The sequence below is a fragment of the Alloyangia pacifica genome, from assembly GCF_003111685.1.
Classification (GTDB): Bacteria; Pseudomonadota; Alphaproteobacteria; order Rhodobacterales; family Rhodobacteraceae; genus Salipiger; species Salipiger pacificus_A.
The window spans coordinates 232,048-249,952 of record NZ_CP022190.1; the positions used below are offsets into that span (position 1 = coordinate 232,048).

Consider the following 17,905-nt stretch of genomic DNA (forward strand, 5'->3'; position numbering starts at 1 on the left):
AAGGCGATGGACACCCGCCAGCTACAGACCCTCCTCGCCATCGAGCAGCACGGCGGTTTCGCCGCCGCAGCGCAGGCGATAAACCTCACCGCCTCGGCGGTCAGCCAGCAGGTCTCTGCGCTGGAGGCGGAGCTGGGCGTGCAGCTCTACGACCGTACCCGCCGCCCGCCGGTGCTGACTGCCAAGGGGGCCGAGATGCTGCGCTCGGCACGGCAAATCCTGCGCATCCTCACCGAGACCAAGGCCTCGGTCACCGGCGGCGACGTCGGCGGCACGCTGGCGTTCGGCTCGCTGCGCACGGGGGCGAATTCTCTGGTGCCGCAGGCGCTGGCCTCGCTGCGTGACCGCTACCCCGAGCTCAGCTTCCGACTGCGCATCGGAATGTCCGAGGAGCTGATGGCCGAGGTGGTCTCGGGCCAACTCGACGCGGCGCTGGTGGCCGAACACGTCGCCGTGCCGCCCAGCCTGCGCTGGACCGAAGTGCTGAGCGAGCCGCTGGTGGTGATCACCCCGCCCGGCTCCGGGGGGCTGGCGATCCGCGACCTCGTACGTCAGGTGCCCTACATCCGCTACCGCACGCAGGTGCCTCTGGCACGGCAAATCGACACCGAGATCGCCCGGCTCGGCGTCGCGCCGCGGCAGGTGGTCTCGGTGAACACGATGACGGCAGTGGTGGGCTGCGTCCGCGCGGGACTGGGCTTTGCCATCATCCCCTATGTGGCGCTGCAGGATTCGATCACCGCAGCGCTCGACTGGTTTCCCTTCGGCGCGCCGCCGATCCACCGCCGTCTTGGCGTGGTGCAGCGCCCGACCACCAGCCGGGCCGAGGTGCTCTCAACCCTGATCGCCGCGCTGGTCGAACATGGCCGTCCGCGCGACGATCGCGATTGATCCAAATCGATCCCGAAAGAGGGTCAGCTGCGGTCTTCGATCACCCGCGCCAGCGCCGGATCATCACCGAAGAACGGCTCCGCCGAAACACCCATCGCGTCCCATTGGTCGGGCTGGATCATCAGGCGGCTGCTCAACTCGTTCTGGAACGGGCTGATCTTGCCCAGGCGCCGGGCGCGGGCCTTCAGCAGCTCGCCCTCGATCGCGGAACCGACGTCGCGGTATTCACCGCGGGCCACGAGCCCTTCCGCATAGGAAAGGATCTCGCCGCTGATGGTGACTGTCTCTGTCTTGCGCATGCACCAACCCCCTCATACTCGCGTGGCAGCAGGTAAAGTGTACCCCGAGTCGCCCTGTGTACAATGCGATAAGTTGACGTTCGGTTAATACTTTTGGCGCCCGTGCGACGCGAAAGCCGCGCCGGGTTTCCCCGGCGCGGCTCCTGCGATTTCCCCCTCGAGAGAGTGTGCCCGACCTCAGGCCCACTCGCCCTTGCGGAAGACCGGCACTCGGGTGCCATCGTCGCGAATGCCGTCGATGTCGGTCTCTGCGCCGCCGATCATCCAGTCGACGTGGATCATCGAGCTGTTGCCCCCCTGCGCCGCGATCTGATCCGCGCTCAGCGACGCCCCATCGAGGAAGCACTTCGAGTAGCACTGGCCCAGTGCGATGTGGCAGGCGGCGTTCTCGTCGAAGAGCGTGTTGTAGAACAGCAGGCCAGACTGCGAAATCGGCGAGCCGTGCGGCACCAGCGCCACTTCGCCAAGGCGCGCCGCGCCCTCGTCGGTGGCCAGCAGTTCCTTCAGCACCGCCTCGCCCTTCTCAGCCGTCGCTTCGACGATGCGGCCGCCCTCGAAGCGCACCGCGATGCCGTCGATCAGGCTGCCCTGGTGCGACAGCGGCTTGGTCGAGCGCACGGTGCCGTCAACGCGCTGCGCGTGCGGGGTGGTGAACACCTCCTCGGTGGGGATGTTCGGGTTGCACTGCACGCCGTTCTGCGCCGTGCTTGCGCCGCCGTGCCATTCGTGGCCGTCCGCCAGCCCGATCGTCAGATCGGTGCCAGGCCCGGTGAAATGCAGCGCCGAGAAGCGCTCGGCGTTCAGCCACTCGGTCCGGGCGCGCAGGACGGCATTGTGCTCGGCCCAGGCGGCGACCGGATCGGCGGTGTCGACGCGCGCGGCGGCAAAGATCGCCTCGGCCAGTTTCGCCTGCGCCTCGGGCTCGCTGAGCTCGGGGAACATGCGCTTGGCCCAGGCCGCGCCTGGCCAGGCGCAGATCGACCAGTTCACATTGAAATTGGTGATCTTCTCCATCGCAGGCTTGTAGGCGATGGAGTTGGCCTTGCCCGCGCGCGCGACCTTGGCCGGGTCCTGCTCGGCAAGCAGCATCGGGTCCTCGCCGACGATCGCCATGCGCGCGGCCCCCTCGCCAAAGGCCTCGGCCATGCCACCGTAAAGCCAGCCTGCGGCGGTGTCGAAGCTGGCGTCCTGCCCTTCTTCGAAGCGCGCCAGCGCCACGTCGGGATCCGACAGCAGCGGGGTCACCAGCGAGGCACCGGCGCGGTAGGCCGCGCGGGTCACCGCGCGCACCAGAGGCAGCGCCGAGACCGGGGCGGTCAGCACGAGCTGCTGGCCGGGCTGGATGTTCACGCCGGTGCGCACGGCCACTTCGGCAAGCCGGTCGATCAGCGTCGGGTCGATGGGGGTCGACGTCATGAAAAGCTCCTGAGTCTGTCTGGTTGCGGCAAAACTGGGCCTGCGGCCTAGGACAGTCAAGCGCCCGCCCGCCAGCGTAACCTCGCGTGAAAGGCCACACGTCGGTGTCATCCTTAACGATATAGATTGAAGATCTCCCGGTTTCGGTGCTAGGAGGCGCGCCATGTTTCTAAACCTCTGGCACAAGGTGATCGGCCCGGCGTTCCGGCGGCCGCCGCGATTTCAGGTCGCGGCGATGTGCTATCGCCCTGCCGATTGCGCCGGGGGCTTCGAGGTTCTGCTGATCGCCTCGCGGGGAACGAAGCGCTGGGTTCTGCCCAAGGGCTGGCCCAAGGCCGGGCTCGACTCCGCCGGTGCCGCGCTCGAGGAAGCCTGGGAGGAAGCCGGGGTCGTCTTTACCACCGGCGAGACCGCCGAGATCGGCAGCTACCGCTACGACAAGCGCCTCGATGGAGGCCTGCCGCTCGACACGGTGGTCTTTGTCTATGCCGCAGAGGTGAGCAAGCTGCGCGACGACTACCCTGAAGCCGGCCAGCGCGATCGGCGCTGGGTGGAGCCGGGCGAAGCTGCTAGGATGGTCGACGAACCCGGGCTCCGGGCCCTGCTCGCCCGGGTGCCGAGCCTGCTTCCCCTGCCCCGGACCAGCTGACCCCCATGACCGAGCCCAGGCACCGCGCGGGCCACTCCGCGTCACAGCACGACTCCGAGCAGGCCTGGCCGACGCTGGACAAGGATCTCGGACGCCTGTCGCTGATTGAATCCGCCGCCATCCACACCGCCCGCCCGCTGATTGGCGTCGGCGTGTCGCTGCTGTTCATCGCCATCGTCACCGCGATCGTCGCCGTCGCGGCGGGCGAGCTTCAGGGCACGCTGATGATCTCCATCGCCGCCGCCTTCGCCGCCTACATGGCGCTGAACATCGGCGCCAATGACGTGGCCAACAACATGGGCCCGGCGGTGGGGGCGAACGCCCTGTCGATGGCCGGGGCCATCGCCATCGCCGCGCTCTGCGAGACCGCAGGTGCCCTGCTGGCCGGCGGCGAGGTGGTCTCGACCATCTCCGGCGGCATCATCGCGCAGGGCGAGATCGCCGACAGCGCGCATTTCGTGCGGGCGATGATGTCGGCCATGCTGGCCGCCGCCATCTGGATCAACGCCGCCACGGTGCTGCGCGCCCCGGTCTCGACGACCCATGCGGTGGTCGGCGGCGTCATGGGCTCGGGCATCGCCGCCGCCGGGCTCGGCACGGTCAACTGGGCAACGATGAGCGCCATCACCGCCAGCTGGGTGATCTCGCCGATCCTGGGCGGAGTGATCGCGGCTTCGGTGCTCGCCTTCATCAAGTGGAAGATCATGTATGTGCCCGACCGGATCGCCGCCGCGCGGGTCTGGCTGCCGGTGCTGATCGGGGTCATGGCGGGCACCTTCGCCTGTTATCTCGCGCTCAAGGGGCTGCGGCGGGTGATCGATCTCGATCTCCACGAGGCGGCGCTCCTCGGCCTCGCGGTCGGCCTGCTGAGCTGGCGGCTCTCGGTGCCGCTTGTGCGGCGGCAGTCGCAGGGCATGAGCAACCGCAACGCGTCGCTCAAGGCGCTGTTCCGCCTGCCGCTCGTGGTTTCGGCCGGGCTGCTCTCCTTTGCCCATGGCGCAAACGACGTGGCCAATGCGGTCGGCCCGCTCGGAGCTATCGTGCGCGCGCTGCAGACCGAGGACCGTGCCGCCGATCTTGACGTAATGCCGCATTGGGTGCTGATGATCGGCGCGCTGGGGATCTCTTGCGGCCTGATCTTCTTCGGCCCGAGGATGATCCGCATGGTCGGCAGCCAGATCACCAAGCTCAACCCGATGCGCGCCTATTGCGTGGCGCTCTCGGCGGCGTTGACGGTGATCCTCGCGTCCTGGCTCGGGCTGCCGGTCAGCTCGACCCATATCGCGGTCGGTGGCGTGTTCGGGGTCGGCTTTTACCGCGAATGGTACATGGCGCGCCGCGCCCGCCACAGCGACCCAAAGCGGGCCGCCAAGCTGCTCCCGCCCGAGGAACGGCAGCGCCGCAAGCTGGTCCGCCGCTCGCATTTCATGACCATCATCGCCGCCTGGCTGGTGACGGTGCCCGCCTCGGCGCTGCTGTCGGCGCTTTGCTTCCTACTCCTCACCACGCTGGTCGGCTAAGCGCAATCGGCGCTTTACGGGCCGGGGTGCAGGGTATATAGCGCACCCTTTCCCGGCGCCCTGACTCGGTCTGACTTCTCGTACCGACATCCTTCGCCGACAGTCCTTGGATCGGATCTCAGACCTTGAAAAAAACCCTCGCAGCCGCTCTGCAAGCCCGTGGATATGAAACGCTCACCCCGGTGCAGGAAGCCGTGGCCGACCCGGCCGTAGCCGGTGCCGACCTGCTCGTTTCCGCGCAGACCGGTTCGGGCAAGACGGTGGGCTTCGGCCTTGCCATTGCCCCCGCAATCCTCGGCGACGCCGAGAGCTTCGGCGCCGCTGGCGCGCCGGAAGCGCTGATCATCGCCCCCACCCGCGAACTCGCGCTGCAGGTCCGCCGCGAGCTGAGCTGGCTCTATGCCGAAGCCGGTGCCGTCATGGCCTCCTGCGTCGGCGGCATGGACGCGCGCACCGAGCGCCGGGCGCTCGAGCGCGGCGCGCATATCGTCGTCGCCACCCCGGGCCGCCTGTGCGACCACCTGCGCCGCGGCGCGCTGGATCTCTCGCAGGTCAAGGCTGTGGTGCTCGACGAGGCCGACGAGATGCTCGACCTCGGCTTCCGTGAAGACCTCGAGACCATCCTCGAGGCCTCCAACCCCGAGCGTCAGACGCTGCTGTTCTCGGCCACCGTCTCGCCGCAGATCGCGCAACTGGCGCAGCGCTACCAGCGCGACTCGCAGCGCATCCAGGTGCAGGGCGGGGCCAAGCAGCACTCCGACATCGAATACCGCGCGGTGATCGTCGCCCAGGGCGACCAGGAGAACGCGATCACCAACCTGCTGCGCTTCCACGAGGCGCCCAACGCCATCGTCTTCGCCAACACCCGCGCCACCGTGTCGCGTCTGGTGTCGCGGCTGACCAACCGCGGCTTTGCCGTGGTGGGCCTGTCGGGCGAACTGAGCCAGGACGAGCGCAGCCACGCGCTGCAGGCGATGCGCGACGGCCGCGCCCGTGTCTGCGTCGCGACCGATGTGGCCGCCCGCGGCATCGACCTGCCGAACCTCGATCTGGTGGTCCACGCCGAGCTGCCGCAGAGCAACGAGGCGCTGCTGCACCGTTCGGGCCGCACCGGCCGCGCCGGGCGCAAGGGCATCTCGGCGCTGATCGTGCCGCTGCGCGACCGCAAGAAGGCCGAGCGTATCATGCGCTTCGCCAAGGTCGAGGCCGAATGGGGCGAAGCCCCCAGTGCCGATGCGGTGCTGGAGCGCGACGAGGCGCGGATGCTGGCCGATCCCATGTGGACCGACCCCTCGCCCGAGACCGACGCCGCGCTGGTGAGCCAGATCACCGAGAAGTACAGCGCCGAGGAAATCGCCCAGGCGATGGTGCGCCAGTGGCGCGGCCAGCGCTCGGCCCCCGAGGAGCTGCTGCCCGTGGATGCCCGCGCCGAGAAGGCGCCGCGCACGGAACCCTTCGGCCCGAGCCGCTGGTTCACCGTCACCGTCGGCCGCGAAGGCAATGCCAACCCGCGCTGGCTGCTGCCGAAGATCTGCCGCGCCGGCAACATCACCCGCGAGGCACTCGGCGCCATCCGCATCGCCGACGAGCTGACCTACGTCGAGATCGCCGACAGCGCGGTCGAGGGCTTCCTCGAGGCGCTCGGCCCCGACATGGAAGTGGCGCAGGGCCTCGTGATGGAGCAGGTCGACGGCCTGCCCGAAGAGCTCAAGAGCGCGCCGCGTGGCCCCAAGAAGCCCGGCGGCTTCAAGAAAGAGGGCGGCTTCCGCAAGGAAGGCGGTTTCAAGAAAGAAGGCGGCTTCCGCAAAGAGGGTGGCTTCCGCAAGGAAGGCGGCTTCAAGAAGAAGGAAGGCTTTGGCGGTCCCGGCGGCTTCAAGCGCAAGGCCGAGGACGGCGACTTCGAGCGCCCGCGCCGCGAGCGTGCCGAGGGCGACAAGCCCAAGGGCAAGTTCGGTGCCAAGAAATCCTTCAAGGACACTGACGGTGCCCACAAGAAGGCCGCGCCGAAAAAGCACCGCAAGGGCTGAAGCCCGCGCCTCGCTCTGCATGAAAGAAGGCCGCCGGATTATCCGGCGGCCTTTTTCGTTGTCGCTCTCCGGCCCGTGGTCGGCCCGGCGGGTCGGGCGGCGCCTCAGTGCGCCGCCGCCCCTGCCCCCTTGGCCGGGGGCTTCATCGCCAGCGCCATGATCGCGAGCCCGGCGAAGAGCACGGTGATCAGCAGGAACACATCGATGAAGGACATCACCGTCGCCTGCTGGGCCACCCGCCCGGCCATCTGCTGCAGCGCGCCCTTGTCGCCGTCGATGCCCTGCGCCGAGAGGTTATGCCCCATCATCTCGAGCTGCCGCAGCGCCTCGGGGTTGTCCCAGCTCAGCGCTTCTTTCAGCCGGGCGGTGTGCAGCGCTCCGCGATCGGTCAGCGCCGTGTTGATCAGCGCCAGCCCCACCGCGCCGCCAAGGTTGCGCATCAGGTTGTACAGCCCCGAGGCGCTCTTCATCTTCTGCGGCGGCAATGTGCCAAGTGCGAGGTTGTTGATCGGCACCATGCAGATCATCAGCGACAGGCCGCGCAGCACCTGCGGCCAGAGCAGCTCCTGGAAATCCCACTCGGCGGTCATGCCGGTCAGCATCCAGGACGACACCCCGAAGCCGATAAAGCCCATCATCAGCATCAGCCGCAGGTCCATCTTCGACGACAGGACCCCGGCAAGCGGCGCCGAGACGAACATGGCAAGCCCCGAGACGAAGACCGTCTCGCCGGTCATCAGGCTGTCGTAGCCGCGGATCGAGCTGAGATAGAGCGGGTAGAGATAGGTCATCCCGTAAAGCCCGATCCCCATCACGAAGCTGAACACCGAGCCGACCGCGAAGTTTGTGTCGGCAAAGGCCGAGAAGTCCACGACCGGGTTCTTCAGCGTGAAGGCGCGCCAGAAGGTGACGATGCCGCCGATCACCATGACCACGAAGAGCGCGGCGACAATCTCGTCCTGGAACCAGTCGTTGCCCGGGCCTTCCTCGAGCACGTATTCCATCGCGCCGAGGAAACAGGCCAGCGCCCCGAGGCCGATCCAGTCGAATGTGTCAAAGAGCTTCCAGTCGGGCTTGTCGAAATCGACCAGCGTCAGCACGCCGATGGTCACCAGGATGCCCGCAGGCACGTTGACCAGGAACAACCAGTGCCAGCTCATCGCGTGGCTGAGATAGCCGCCGACCGTGGGGCCAACGGTGGGGGCAAGCGTCGCCACGAGGCCGATCATCGGCGAGACGATCGCCCGCTTCGACGGCGGGAAGAGCGTGAAGGCTGCGGCAAAGACCGAGGGGATCATGCCACCCCCCAGAAAGCCCTGAACCGCGCGCCACAGGATCATCTCGTTGATCGAGCCAGAGGTGGCGCACATGAAGGACGCCGCGGTGAATCCCGCCGCCGAGATGGCGAAGAGATAGCGCGTCGACATCATTCGACCCAGCAGGCCCGAAAGCGGGATCATGATGACCTCGGCGATCAGATATGAGGTCTGCACCCAGCTGATCTCATCCGCCGAGGCGCCAAGACCCGCCTGGATCTCGGGCAGCGAGGCCGAGACGATCTGGATGTCGAGGATCGCCATGAACATGCCGAAGACCATGACGAAAAACGCCGCGACCCTGCGCGGCGTAAGTTCGGGTTCTGCGGCCTGGGGTTGGGCTTCGGTGCTCATTTCACCACCCCTGCAAGCTCCGTGCCCTCGGGCGCGGTGCGCGTGTCGATCTCCACCACTGCCGAGAGGCCGGCGCGCAGGCCCTGCGTGTCTTCGGGCAGCTCGATGCGCACCGGCACCCGCTGCACGATCTTGGTGAAGTTGCCGGTGGCATTGTCAGCTGGCAATAGGGAGAAGACCGAGCCGGTCGCCGGTGCGACCGAGACCACGCGGCCCTCAACCTCATGGCCCTCCATGGCGTCGATGCTGACCTTGACGGTCTCGCCGGGATGGATGCCAGCCAGCTGGGTTTCCTTGAAATTCGCCTCGACGTAGAGCCCGTGATCGGGGACCACGGCGGCAAGCCGGGCGCCGACGCTGACCAGCTCGCCCTCTTCGATGGCGATATTGGCGACGGTGCCGTCGAAGGGCGCGCGCAGCACGGTATGATCGAGATTCCGCTCCGCCTGCGCGATGTCGAGTTCCATCTCGCGGCGGCTGGACTCGGTCTCGGCCCGCTCGGCCTTCAGCACCTCGACCTGCGCCTCCGCGCCCTTGATCGCGGCTGCTGCGGCGGCGCGATTGGCCTTGGCGGTTTCGAGCGCCTCGGTGGCGTCATCGAGATCGGCCTGCGAGGTCACCTTGCGCGCAGCCAGCCCTTCGGACCGGGTCAGCGCGGTCTGCGCGCTGCGCAGCGCCGCCTCGGCGGCGGAAAGCTCGGCCTCGGCCTGGCTTACGCTGGCTTCTGCCGCAGCGGTCTCGGCGTCGATCCGGGCAAGCGTCCGCTCGAGCGTCGGCAGTTGCGCCTGCTTCTGCTCGAGCGCGATGCGGTAGTCGCCGTCCTCGATCCGGACCAGTACGTCGCCCTTGCTCACATGCTGGTTCGCCTGCACCGGGATCTCCTCCACATATCCCTGCAGCTTGGACGACACGAGCGAGAGATCCGCCTGCACATAGGCGTCGTCGGTCTCGATCATGAAGCGCCCGTCGGTCCACCAGCCGTACCCTTCGTAACCGCCCGCCAGCAGCGCGATCAGCGCGATCCCCCCAAGGATGCGCTTCTTGCGCCCGGACTTCTTCGGCGGTGCCTCGGCGGTCTCGTGAGTGGTGGCTTGCTGAGGCGTGGCCGGACGGGTCGCGGGATCGGTGGTTTCAATGCGGTCATGACGGGACATGGGGTCACCTTCGGGGAGTCGAATGCAAATGGGAGGAGAGATTCGCTGATCGAACCGCTCGGTTCGACACGACATAGGAGGGTGACGCTGCGAAATCAAGACTTCATCGAACCGGTTGGTTCGATTATATGAGCTGCATGAAACTCGACACACTCACGGAAAAGGCCAAGGCCTGCGCGCAGAAGCGCCGCCATGCCGCGGGCGAAGACCCTGAAAAGCGCCGTCAAATCCTAGACGGCGCGTGGCAGGTCTTTGTCGATCAGGGATTCGACGCCGCCTCGATGAACAGCATCTGCAAGGCGGCTGGAGTCTCGAAGGGCACGCTCTATGTCTACTTCGAGAACAAGGAAGACCTCTTCGTCGCGCTGGTCGAGGACAAGCGCCGCGATTTCTTCGACGGTATCTTCGCGCGGCTGGCCGAGGCCGGCACAATCGAAGACCGGCTGATGGCCTATGCCGTCGGCCTGTCGACGCAACTCAATTCCGAGGAGGTCATCCGCGCGCAGCGCATCGTGATCAGCGTCGTCGAGCGGATGCCTGAACTCGGCATGCGCTTCTACGATGCCGGGGCGCGCCATTTCCTGAGCTGTCTCGAAGACTTCCTGCAGAGCGAGACCGAGGCCGGCAACCTCAACGTGACCGACCCCGAGTTGGCCGCCGGGCAATTCATCGAGCTTTCGACCACGCTGACCTGGCGCCCGCGCCTCTTCGGCCGCCGGCCCGACGCGCCAAGCGAGGAAGAGATCACCCGCGTCGCGAAGGACGCGGTACGGGTGTTCCTGGCCGCCTACAGGGCATAAGGCGCCCGCGCGGGGCGCCTTGGTTTCGGTCCGCGGGCGCCTCAACCGGCGCGGGTGAGCATCCCGAAGAGATCGCGGGGATCGTCCGGGTCGGCCAGCAGATCGAGCTGCTCACAGAACTGCCCGTCCGCGATCAGCCCATGCACGTAGCGCAGCGCCGAGAAGTCCTCGATGGCAAAGCCCACGGAATCAAACAGCGTGATCTGCTTGGCATCGCGCCGCCCCGGCATCTCGCCGCGCATGACCTGCCAGAGCTCGGTGACCGGGTAATCCGCCTCGAGCTGCTGGATCTCGCCCTCGATGCGGGTCTGCTCGGGGTATTCCACGAAGATGTCCGAACGCAGCAGGATGTCGCGGTGCAGTTCGGTCTTGCCGGGGCAGTCGCCGCCGATGGCGTTGATGTGCACACCGCTGCCGACCATGTTGTCGGTCAGGATCGTCGCGTACTGCTTGTCGGCGGTGCAGGTGGTGATCACCTGCGCGCCCTCCACCGCCGCTTCCGGACTGGTGCAGCGCACCACGTCAAAGCCCTGCGCCTTCAGGTTGCGCTCGGCCTTGTCGGTCGCCGCCGGGTCGATGTCGTAGAGCCGTAGCCGGTTGATCCCGCAGAGTGCGCGGAAGGCCAGCGCCTGGAACTCGCATTGCGCGCCGTTGCCGATCATCGCCATGACCTCGGCGCCCTTGGGCGCGAGGTACTTGCCGACCAGTGCCGAGGTTGCCGCCGTGCGCAGTGCGGTCAGCAGGGTCATCTCGGTCAGCAGGATCGGGTAGCCGTTGGCCACGGACGAGAGCACGCCGAAGGCGGTGACGGTCTGGTAGCCTTCGCGCATGTTCTTGGGGTGGCCGTTGACGTATTTGAAGCCATAGTTCTCGGCGTCCGCAGTCGGCATCAGCTCGATCACCCCGTCGCGCGAATGCGATGCGACGCGCGGCGTCTTGTCGAACTCGGGCCAGCGCTTGAAGTCGTCCTCGATGACGGCAGCAAGGCCGGTGATGAAGGCCTCTACGCCATGGGCGTGCACCAGTTTCATCATGTTCTCGACCGACACAAAGGGCACATAGGCCAGTTCGGAGGGTTTTAGGGTCGAAGGTTTCACGGCCATCATCAGAAGCTCCGGGTCATACGGTCGAGCACGCGGCGGCCAAAGAGGCTCGCCGTCAGATCGCACAGCAGCTTCGCCGTGCGCCCACGCTCATCGAGGAAGGGGTTGAGCTCGACGAGGTCCAGCGAGCGCACCAGCCCGGAGTCGCCCAGCGTCTCCATGATCAGATGCGCCTCGCGGAAGGTGGCGCCGCCGGGCACCGTGGTGCCGACAGCTGGCGCGATGCCCGGCTCGAGGAAGTCGACGTCGAAGCTGACGTGCAGCAGGCCGTTCGCCGCGCGCACCTTCTCGAGGAAGGTCTTCAGCGGCGCCAGCACGCCGGTTTCGTCGATGGCGCGCATGTCATGCACCTCGATACCCTGCTCCGAGATCAGCTTGTGTTCGGCCCTGTCGACCGAGCGGATGCCCATCATGCAGATGTTCTGGGTCGGCACGGTGGCGGCGAGCGGCGGGTAAGCGTCGTTGCCCGGCTGGCCGGTGAAGTAGTTGACCGGCGTGCCATGCAGATTGCCGCTGGTGGTGGTCTCCAGCGAATGCAGGTCCGGGTGGGCATCGAGCCAGAGCACGAAGAGCGGGCGCCCCTGCCCCTGCGCGTAGCGGGCCATGCCCGCGACAGTGCCGGCGCTCATCGAATGGTCGCCGCCCATGAAGATCGGCAGGTCGTGCGCCCGGGCCGCTTCAAAGGCCGCGGCTTCCAGCACCTCGATCCAGGCGATGGTTTCAGCGAGGTTGTGAATCGCGTCGTTGTGGTGTCCCCGCGGGGACAGCGCCGGGATGGTCAGGTCGCCAAGGTCGGTCACCTGCCAGTCGAGATCGGACAGGGTCGGCTCAAGACCGGCGGTGCGCAGGGCGGCGGGGCCCATCAGGCAACCCGGCTGCGATGCGCCGGTCTGCACCGGGGCGCCGAGAAGGGAACAGGTTCTGGACATGGTCACTCCATCTGGATTTCGCGAAAGATGCATCGCTCGCTTGGCAATTTCACTCTTCAAAGTGGACATATCGTCATATCTGCTGTTCACTTTGATCAGTTCTTAGATCAAATAGCGCGCATGACCCAGCTTTCGCCCACCGATCGCGCCATCATCGCCGCCCTGCGCGGCGACTCGCGCATGTCGATCACCCAGCTTGCCCAGACGGCCGGGATCTCGCGCACCACGGCCCGCGCCCGGCTCGAGGCGCTGGTCGCCGAGGGGCGGATCCGGCGGTTTACCATCGAGACCGATCAGGACGTCGAGGGCGAGGTGCGCGCGATCACCATGGTCGAGTTGCAGGGGCGGCTGTCGCGCAACGTGATCCGCACGCTGACACGGATCCCCGAAGTGTCGACCATCCACGCCACAAATGGCGCCTGGGATTTGGTGGTGGAGATACGGACCGACAGCCTCGTCAATTTCGACCGGGTGCTGCGCGAGATCCGCGAGGTGCCCGGAGTGCTGAACTCCGAGAGCAGTCTCTTGCTGTCGCACGTTGGGGGATGAGCCGGCGGCCCTGGGCCGCCGCACCGGAATGGAAAACGCCGGCCCGGATCACGGGCCGGCGCTTGCTTGCAGGACCTGCGGTCCTCCGGGTTCTCAGCTCTCGGCGTCCTCCGACAGCGCCTTGAGCCGGCGCAGCAGCGCCGCGTCGCGGAAGGCGACGTCCCGGGCGAAGCTTTCCTCGGTCGGCGTGCCATAGGCCTCGATCAGCATGGCGCGGGTCTCGGTGTCGAGCCGCGCGTCGCCCAGATCGTCCCACCAAGTCTCGATCGCCTCGCCGAGGTGGTCGAGGAAATGCGCCATGCCGCCGACACCGCCCGCCAGCGCGAAGATCTTGCCCTGGCCGATGAAGGCCCACCGCTGGCCCGGCCCCATGGAGGCCGCGAGATCGATGTCCTGCATGGACGCGACGCCCTCGCGTGCGAGATAGACGCATTCGCGCAGCACGGCGGCCTGAAGGCGGTTGGCAATATGGCCGATCACCTCGCGGTTGAGCTTGATCGGCACCTTGCCCACCGACGTGTAACAGGCCATCGCCGCCTCGACCGCGGCCTCGGAGGTCAGCTTGCCGGGCACCACCTCGACCAGCGGCACGAGGTGCGGCGGGTTGAACGGATGGCCGACCACCAGCCGCTCGGGGTGGGTCATCTCGGCCTGCAACTCACTGGGCATGATGCCGCTGGTCGACGAGGCGATGACCACATGAGGCGCGAGCGCGGATTCCAGCTTCGCGTAGGTCTCGCGTTTGATCTCGATGCGTTCGGGGGCGTTCTCCTGCACCAGATCGGCACCGGTGGCGGCCTCTTCGGGCGTGGCGAAGAAGCTCAGCGCCGCGAGCGCCTGTTCGACGCTGCGGCCGGAGGTCTGGCCGAGCGCCTCGAGGGACGGCCAAGCGGCGGTGACAAAGGCGCGCAGCTTGGCCTCGGCACCCTCGCCGGGATCGCTGGCGCGGACGGTCAGACCGGCGCCGAGGAACAGAGTCGCCCAACTGGCGCCAATCGTGCCCGTGCCGATGACGGCCACGGTCTGGGGGTGGGTCGGGAAGGACATGGGAAAACCTCTCTTATTCGGGAAATCGCGCATGGCTGGGCGGAAACCGCCTCGCTTGCGCGCACCCTAGCCGTTTGTCTGGCGGGGAAAAGACCCGTTGGTCGGTTCCGGCGCAAGCGCGGCGCGCCATGCCGCCGCGTAATCTGCAAGCGCGGCGGGGTCCGACGTCGGCTCATGTGCCTTCAGGGCACTCGGAGGGGTCTCCTTCACTGCCAGAAGCGCAGCGCCGATGCTGGTGCCGGTGGCCGAGTTGGAACAGAGCACCACGCGTCCCGTCGCCGCGGCCAGCATGTTGAGCAGCAACGCGTTGCGGGCAAAGGGCCCCTCGACAACCACCGGTCCCTCGGCCCCGGTCAGCGACAGGCATTCGGCGGTCATCAGCCCGAGGTAGAAGGCCAGCGCCACCGATTTCTCTCCGGGTGACAGCGCCTCGGTCCAATCGCCATGCGAGCCGGGGAACGGCCCCGAGGCGGTCTCGACCGAGGGCAGCAGCATCGCCTTGCGCGCGAGCACGGCGCGCAGGTCGCCTTCCGAATGCGGGCCGGTCTCGGGCTTCAGCATCTCGTACTCGCGCCCTCCCATGAAGCGCGCCGAGGGGGTCGCCCCGCCCAAAGCGTTCACATTGATCAGCAGGTCGCGCGCCGGATCTAGCGGCACCTGCGCGCCGCCGACCGCCATGGAAATCACCCAGGTGCCGGTCGAGACCACCGCGAAAGGCTGTGGCAGCGTCTTGAGATGCGGCAGCAGCGAGGCGTTGGAGTCGTGGATGCCGGAAAGAACCGGGGCTTCGGGTGCGATGCCGGTGCGGGAAGCGATCCGAGGCAGCAGCCTCCCGGCCACGTCACCCGCATGGGCGAGCGGTGCTATCTTCCCCTCGAGCCCGAGCGCTGCGACCAGCGGAGAGAAGGTGCCCTCGCGCGGTTGCCAGAGGTCGGTGTGGCAGCCGAGCGACGTGTATTCGCAGCCAAAGGACCCGGTGAGCAGCCCCGACCAGTACTGCGGATAGGTCACCACCCGCGCGAGCCGCGCGCGCAGGCCGGGCTGGGTTTCCAGCAGCCAATAGAGCTGCGCGCCCGCGTTCAGCCCCATGGGCAGCCGCGGCGATCCCGTCAGCGCAAAATCGGGGCGGATCGCGTCGTACACCGCCCCCAGCGCATCCGGCCCATTGTGTTCGTAATCCAGCACCGGGCAGGCCAGCCCGCCCTCGGCATCCAGCAGCACCAGCGAGGCGCCGTGGGTGGTGATGCTGATCGCGTCGATCCCGTGTTCGGCCTGAAGTTCGGTGAGCCCGTCCAGCAGGAAGGCCCAGAGCCCCGCGATGTCGTAATGCGGATAGGGCCCGTCACGAAGAACCCTGTTCGGAAGAGTTCGCACGCCGATCTCGGACATGCGCGCCATGTCGACAACGGCGAGCTTGGCGTTGGTCTTGCCGATGTCCCAGACCGCAACGTGACGGGGGCTCGGGGCGCGTGGCTTGGTCATCACGGCCTCATTTCATGTGAAACATCGGCACGAGCGGCACCGCCACCGGCGCGTTGTCAGGGTGGGTGCGCATGATGTCGGCCATATGCGCCCACCAGCGCTGCATCACCTCGGTCTGCGGCAGGGCGTCCATGCCGTGATCCTCGCGCCGCCAGAGCACGCCGAAAAGATGGTTCGTCTCGGGGTCGAGGTGGATCGAGTAATCCTCGACGCCGGCGTCTTTCAACAAGTCGACAAGCTCGGGCCAGATCGCGTCATGGCGGCGCTTGTACTCCTCGGCGCAGCCGGGGTTCAGCTCCATGCGGAAGGCGTATTTCTCCATCATCGCCTCCACATCGCCCAGAGCCGCGGCAGGGCGATCACCCCGATCAGCAGCAGGCCGATGAAGATCGACATGACGATGCCCGGCACATTGAGCAGACCCAATCCGAAGGTCACCAGCCCCATGACGAAGGCGGCGATCACCACGCCGGGGATCGAGCCCGACCCGCCGAGGATCGACACCCCGCCCAGCACCACCATGGTCACCACCTCGAGCTCCCAGCCGAAGGCGATGGAGGGGCGCGTCGAGCCGAGCCGCGAGGTCAGGCAAATCGCCGCGACGCCCGACATGAGCCCGGTGAGCAGGAAGAGGATGAACTTCACCCGCGCCACCCGGATCCCCGAGAAGGTCGCGGCGGTGGCATTGTTGCCGATGGCATAGACCATGCGGCCAAAGTTGGTCCGGTGCAGCAAGACGTAATAGAGGACCGCCAGCAGCGCGAAGAGTACGACCTCGAAGGAGATCACCCAAGCGACATAGCCCTGCCCGAAAAAGGCGAACTCAGCCGGGTAGCCGCGGTAGGCGCCATCGCCGAGCACGATGTAGGAAATGCCGCGGAAGAGGCTCATGGTGCCGATGGTCACCACGATGGACGGCAGGCCCATGCGGGTCACCAGCACGGCGTTGAAGGCCCCGCAGACAAGCCCGGTGGCAAGGCCGATCAGCACCAGCTCGGGCGTCCCCGCGCCGTATTGCACGGCGGCCCCCATGGCGGTGGAGCAGAGCGCGATGATCGAGGCGACCGAGAGGTCGATCTCGCCGCTGATGATCAGCAGCGCCATGGCGAAGGCGATCATCGCCTTTTCGGTGAAGTTGAAAGTCGCGTCGCTGAGGTTCCAGGCGTTGAGGAAATAGGGCGACGCGAAGCTGTTGGCGATGAAGATCGCCACGGCGACTGCGAAGAGCAGCAGCTCCCAGCTTTTCAGCAGTCGCGCGCCGGGGCTCTGGAGCCGGTCGGGGATGTGGCGAGGGGCCTGCTGCTGGTCGGCGATGTCGGTCATGCGTGGCCCTCCGCGCGCTTGAGAATGATGCGGCCCTTGCTGCGGGCCGAGCGGCTGTTGAAGGCCACCGCGACGATGATCGCCGTCCCAGAGATGGCGAGCTGCCAGAACGGCGAGATGTCGACCACCGGCAGGGCGTTCTTGACGATGCCGAGAAAGAGCGCACCCAGGAGTGTGCCGAGGATGGTCCCTGCCCCGCCGGCGATCGAGATGCCGCCGATGACGCAGGCGGCCACGACCTCGAGCTCGAAGCCACCGGCGATATCGACATAGGCCACCGAGTAGCGGGCGACCCAGAGATAACCGGTGAGCCCCGCCAGCATGCCCGAGATGGTGAAGGCCATGAACTGGGTGCGGCCGACGTCGATGCCGGTATAGACCGCCGCATGCGGGTTGCCGCCCACGGCGTAAAAGGCACGGCCGAGCGGCGTGCGCGCGATGCCGATGAAAAAGAGCCCGGTGACGAGGATGGCGATCCAGGCGAGCACCGGAAGGCCGAGGATATCGGCGCGCGGGAAGCCGGTGAAGGCGGCGCTCATCTCATGCGCATTGACCCAGGCGCCGCCGGACAGGACGAAGATGAGGCCCCGGTAAATGGTCATCGTGCCCAGCGTCACCACGATAGGCGGGATGTTGAGCGTCCAGACCATGATGCCGTTGATCATGCCCATCACTGCGCCCATGGCGAGCGCGAGGATCAGGATCGCGGCCACCGGTACGCCCGGATAGGCGGCGTTGAGCATGGCGCAGACCATGCCGGTCAGCGCGAGGTTGGCGGCGACCGACAGGTCGATGCAGCGGGTGAGGATCACCACCGTCTGCCCCAGCGCCAGCAGGATCAGCGGCGAGGTGTCGGTGAACACCCGGGCAAGGTTTCCGGGCTCGACGAAGGCCGGGAACCGACTGGCGATCAGCGCCAGAAGCGCGAGGATCGCAGCCGACAGGATCGCCTCGCGCGATTTCAGGAAGGTTCTCATCGGGCGGCTCCCTGTGCCGGTGGGCGGCTTGGGGCGCTGCCCCCTCTTGGCCTGACGGCCAATTCAGCC

At 67.3% G+C, this 17,905-nt stretch carries 17 protein-coding genes; 6 read left to right on the forward strand and 11 right to left on the reverse strand.

Annotated elements, in window-relative coordinates:
• Positions 1 to 6: 6 nt before the first annotated feature.
• The gene (locus CEW88_RS14085; RefSeq protein ID WP_108968184.1) at positions 7 to 891 is read left to right on the forward strand and encodes a LysR family transcriptional regulator; all 885 of its coding nucleotides are present in this window, start codon (positions 7 to 9) and stop codon (positions 889 to 891) included.
• A gap of 23 nt (positions 892 to 914) precedes the next feature.
• Here CEW88_RS14085 and CEW88_RS14090 read toward each other — a convergent pair whose 3' ends face one another.
• Positions 915 to 1,190 carry a hypothetical protein gene (locus CEW88_RS14090; RefSeq protein WP_108968186.1) on the reverse strand — a complete coding sequence of 92 codons (276 nt, stop codon included), beginning with the start codon at positions 1,188 to 1,190 and terminating at the stop codon, positions 915 to 917.
• Between the two features lie 177 nt (positions 1,191 to 1,367).
• Complete coding sequence (locus tag CEW88_RS14095) at positions 1,368 to 2,606, reverse strand: aminopeptidase (RefSeq protein ID WP_108968188.1); 1,239 nt, start codon at positions 2,604 to 2,606, stop codon at positions 1,368 to 1,370.
• A gap of 163 nt (positions 2,607 to 2,769) precedes the next feature.
• Here CEW88_RS14095 and CEW88_RS14100 point away from each other — a divergent pair, with 163 nt between their 5' ends.
• From CEW88_RS14100 to CEW88_RS14110, 3 genes are all read left to right on the forward strand, one after another.
• A complete protein-coding gene (locus tag CEW88_RS14100) occupies positions 2,770 to 3,255 on the forward strand; it encodes an NUDIX hydrolase (RefSeq protein ID WP_108968189.1) in 486 nt (161 codons plus the stop codon).
• A gap of 5 nt (positions 3,256 to 3,260) precedes the next feature.
• Positions 3,261 to 4,775, forward strand: a complete 1,515-nt coding sequence (locus CEW88_RS14105; protein WP_108968191.1) for an inorganic phosphate transporter — start codon at positions 3,261 to 3,263, stop codon at positions 4,773 to 4,775.
• A 125-nt stretch (positions 4,776 to 4,900) separates the two neighbouring features.
• Positions 4,901 to 6,802, forward strand: a complete 1,902-nt coding sequence (locus CEW88_RS14110) for a DEAD/DEAH box helicase (RefSeq protein WP_108968193.1) — start codon at positions 4,901 to 4,903, stop codon at positions 6,800 to 6,802.
• A 104-nt stretch (positions 6,803 to 6,906) separates the two neighbouring features.
• Here CEW88_RS14110 and CEW88_RS14115 read toward each other — a convergent pair whose 3' ends face one another.
• Positions 6,907 to 8,472 carry a DHA2 family efflux MFS transporter permease subunit gene (locus CEW88_RS14115; protein WP_108968194.1) on the reverse strand — a complete coding sequence of 522 codons (1,566 nt, stop codon included), beginning with the start codon at positions 8,470 to 8,472 and terminating at the stop codon, positions 6,907 to 6,909.
• Positions 8,469 to 9,626: an HlyD family secretion protein gene (locus CEW88_RS14120; RefSeq protein ID WP_108968196.1), complete on the reverse strand. Its 1,158-nt coding sequence runs from the start codon at positions 9,624 to 9,626 to the stop codon at positions 8,469 to 8,471. The genes CEW88_RS14115 and CEW88_RS14120 overlap by 4 nt, the downstream gene beginning before the upstream one ends.
• Positions 9,627 to 9,763: 137 nt before the next feature.
• On the opposite strand from CEW88_RS14120, the gene CEW88_RS14125 reads away from it, so the two are divergent.
• Positions 9,764 to 10,426 (forward strand): TetR/AcrR family transcriptional regulator, encoded by a 663-nt coding sequence (locus tag CEW88_RS14125; RefSeq protein WP_108969814.1) that lies wholly within the window; start codon positions 9,764 to 9,766, stop codon positions 10,424 to 10,426.
• Positions 10,427 to 10,467: 41 nt separating this feature from the next.
• Here the strand turns inward: CEW88_RS14125 and CEW88_RS14130 are convergent, their stop codons facing one another.
• Together CEW88_RS14130 and rocF are read right to left on the reverse strand one after the other, a co-directional pair.
• On the reverse strand, positions 10,468 to 11,532 hold the full coding sequence (locus CEW88_RS14130; protein ID WP_438839479.1) for an ornithine cyclodeaminase: 1,065 nt from the start codon (positions 11,530 to 11,532) through the stop codon (positions 10,468 to 10,470).
• Positions 11,532 to 12,458, reverse strand: coding sequence for an arginase (gene rocF / locus CEW88_RS14135; protein WP_108968198.1), 927 nt, complete (start codon positions 12,456 to 12,458; stop codon positions 11,532 to 11,534). Before rocF ends, CEW88_RS14130 begins: the two co-directional genes overlap by 1 nt.
• A gap of 120 nt (positions 12,459 to 12,578) precedes the next feature.
• On the opposite strand from rocF, the gene CEW88_RS14140 reads away from it, so the two are divergent.
• Positions 12,579 to 13,007 carry an Lrp/AsnC family transcriptional regulator gene (locus CEW88_RS14140; RefSeq protein ID WP_108968200.1) on the forward strand — a complete coding sequence of 143 codons (429 nt, stop codon included), beginning with the start codon at positions 12,579 to 12,581 and terminating at the stop codon, positions 13,005 to 13,007.
• 93 nt (positions 13,008 to 13,100) lie between these two features.
• Here CEW88_RS14140 and CEW88_RS14145 read toward each other — a convergent pair whose 3' ends face one another.
• The 5 genes from CEW88_RS14145 to CEW88_RS14165 all read right to left on the reverse strand — a co-directional run bounded on the left by CEW88_RS14145 (position 13,101) and on the right by CEW88_RS14165 (position 17,836).
• Positions 13,101 to 14,054: a 3-hydroxyacyl-CoA dehydrogenase NAD-binding domain-containing protein gene (locus CEW88_RS14145; protein ID WP_108968202.1), complete on the reverse strand. Its 954-nt coding sequence runs from the start codon at positions 14,052 to 14,054 to the stop codon at positions 13,101 to 13,103.
• Positions 14,055 to 14,120: 66 nt separating this feature from the next.
• A complete protein-coding gene (locus CEW88_RS14150) occupies positions 14,121 to 15,536 on the reverse strand; it encodes an FGGY-family carbohydrate kinase (RefSeq protein ID WP_108968204.1) in 1,416 nt (471 codons plus the stop codon).
• A 7-nt stretch (positions 15,537 to 15,543) separates the two neighbouring features.
• Positions 15,544 to 15,858, reverse strand: a complete 315-nt coding sequence (gene rhaM / locus CEW88_RS14155) for an L-rhamnose mutarotase (protein ID WP_108968206.1) — start codon at positions 15,856 to 15,858, stop codon at positions 15,544 to 15,546.
• A complete protein-coding gene (locus CEW88_RS14160; protein ID WP_108968208.1) occupies positions 15,858 to 16,859 on the reverse strand; it encodes an ABC transporter permease in 1,002 nt (333 codons plus the stop codon). Before CEW88_RS14160 ends, rhaM begins: the two co-directional genes overlap by 1 nt.
• Positions 16,856 to 17,836 (reverse strand): ABC transporter permease, encoded by a 981-nt coding sequence (locus CEW88_RS14165; RefSeq protein WP_108968210.1) that lies wholly within the window; start codon positions 17,834 to 17,836, stop codon positions 16,856 to 16,858. Before CEW88_RS14165 ends, CEW88_RS14160 begins: the two co-directional genes overlap by 4 nt.
• Between the last annotated feature and the right edge of the window lie 69 nt (positions 17,837 to 17,905).

What these genes read in the sequence shown, in the direction of transcription:
- CEW88_RS14085 (WP_108968184.1), top strand. Translation starts at nt 7, where the DNA reads ATGGACACCCGCCAGCTACAGACCCTCCTCGCCATCGAGCAGCACGGC.
- CEW88_RS14090 (WP_108968186.1), bottom strand. Translation starts at nt 1,190, where the DNA reads ATGCGCAAGACAGAGACAGTCACCATCAGCGGCGAGATCCTTTCCTAT.
- CEW88_RS14095 (WP_108968188.1), bottom strand. Translation starts at nt 2,606, where the DNA reads ATGACGTCGACCCCCATCGACCCGACGCTGATCGACCGGCTTGCCGAA.
- CEW88_RS14100 (WP_108968189.1), top strand. Translation starts at nt 2,770, where the DNA reads ATGTTTCTAAACCTCTGGCACAAGGTGATCGGCCCGGCGTTCCGGCGG.
- CEW88_RS14105 (WP_108968191.1), top strand. Translation starts at nt 3,261, where the DNA reads ATGACCGAGCCCAGGCACCGCGCGGGCCACTCCGCGTCACAGCACGAC.
- CEW88_RS14115 (WP_108968194.1), bottom strand. Translation starts at nt 8,472, where the DNA reads ATGAGCACCGAAGCCCAACCCCAGGCCGCAGAACCCGAACTTACGCCG.
- CEW88_RS14120 (WP_108968196.1), bottom strand. Translation starts at nt 9,626, where the DNA reads ATGTCCCGTCATGACCGCATTGAAACCACCGATCCCGCGACCCGTCCG.
- CEW88_RS14125 (WP_108969814.1), top strand. Translation starts at nt 9,764, where the DNA reads ATGAAACTCGACACACTCACGGAAAAGGCCAAGGCCTGCGCGCAGAAG.
- CEW88_RS14130 (WP_438839479.1), bottom strand. Translation starts at nt 11,532, where the DNA reads ATGATGGCCGTGAAACCTTCGACCCTAAAACCCTCCGAACTGGCCTAT.
- rocF (WP_108968198.1), bottom strand. Translation starts at nt 12,458, where the DNA reads ATGTCCAGAACCTGTTCCCTTCTCGGCGCCCCGGTGCAGACCGGCGCA.
- CEW88_RS14140 (WP_108968200.1), top strand. Translation starts at nt 12,579, where the DNA reads ATGACCCAGCTTTCGCCCACCGATCGCGCCATCATCGCCGCCCTGCGC.
- CEW88_RS14145 (WP_108968202.1), bottom strand. Translation starts at nt 14,054, where the DNA reads ATGTCCTTCCCGACCCACCCCCAGACCGTGGCCGTCATCGGCACGGGC.
- CEW88_RS14150 (WP_108968204.1), bottom strand. Translation starts at nt 15,536, where the DNA reads ATGACCAAGCCACGCGCCCCGAGCCCCCGTCACGTTGCGGTCTGGGAC.
- rhaM (WP_108968206.1), bottom strand. Translation starts at nt 15,858, where the DNA reads ATGGAGAAATACGCCTTCCGCATGGAGCTGAACCCCGGCTGCGCCGAG.
- CEW88_RS14160 (WP_108968208.1), bottom strand. Translation starts at nt 16,859, where the DNA reads ATGACCGACATCGCCGACCAGCAGCAGGCCCCTCGCCACATCCCCGAC.
- CEW88_RS14165 (WP_108968210.1), bottom strand. Translation starts at nt 17,836, where the DNA reads ATGAGAACCTTCCTGAAATCGCGCGAGGCGATCCTGTCGGCTGCGATC.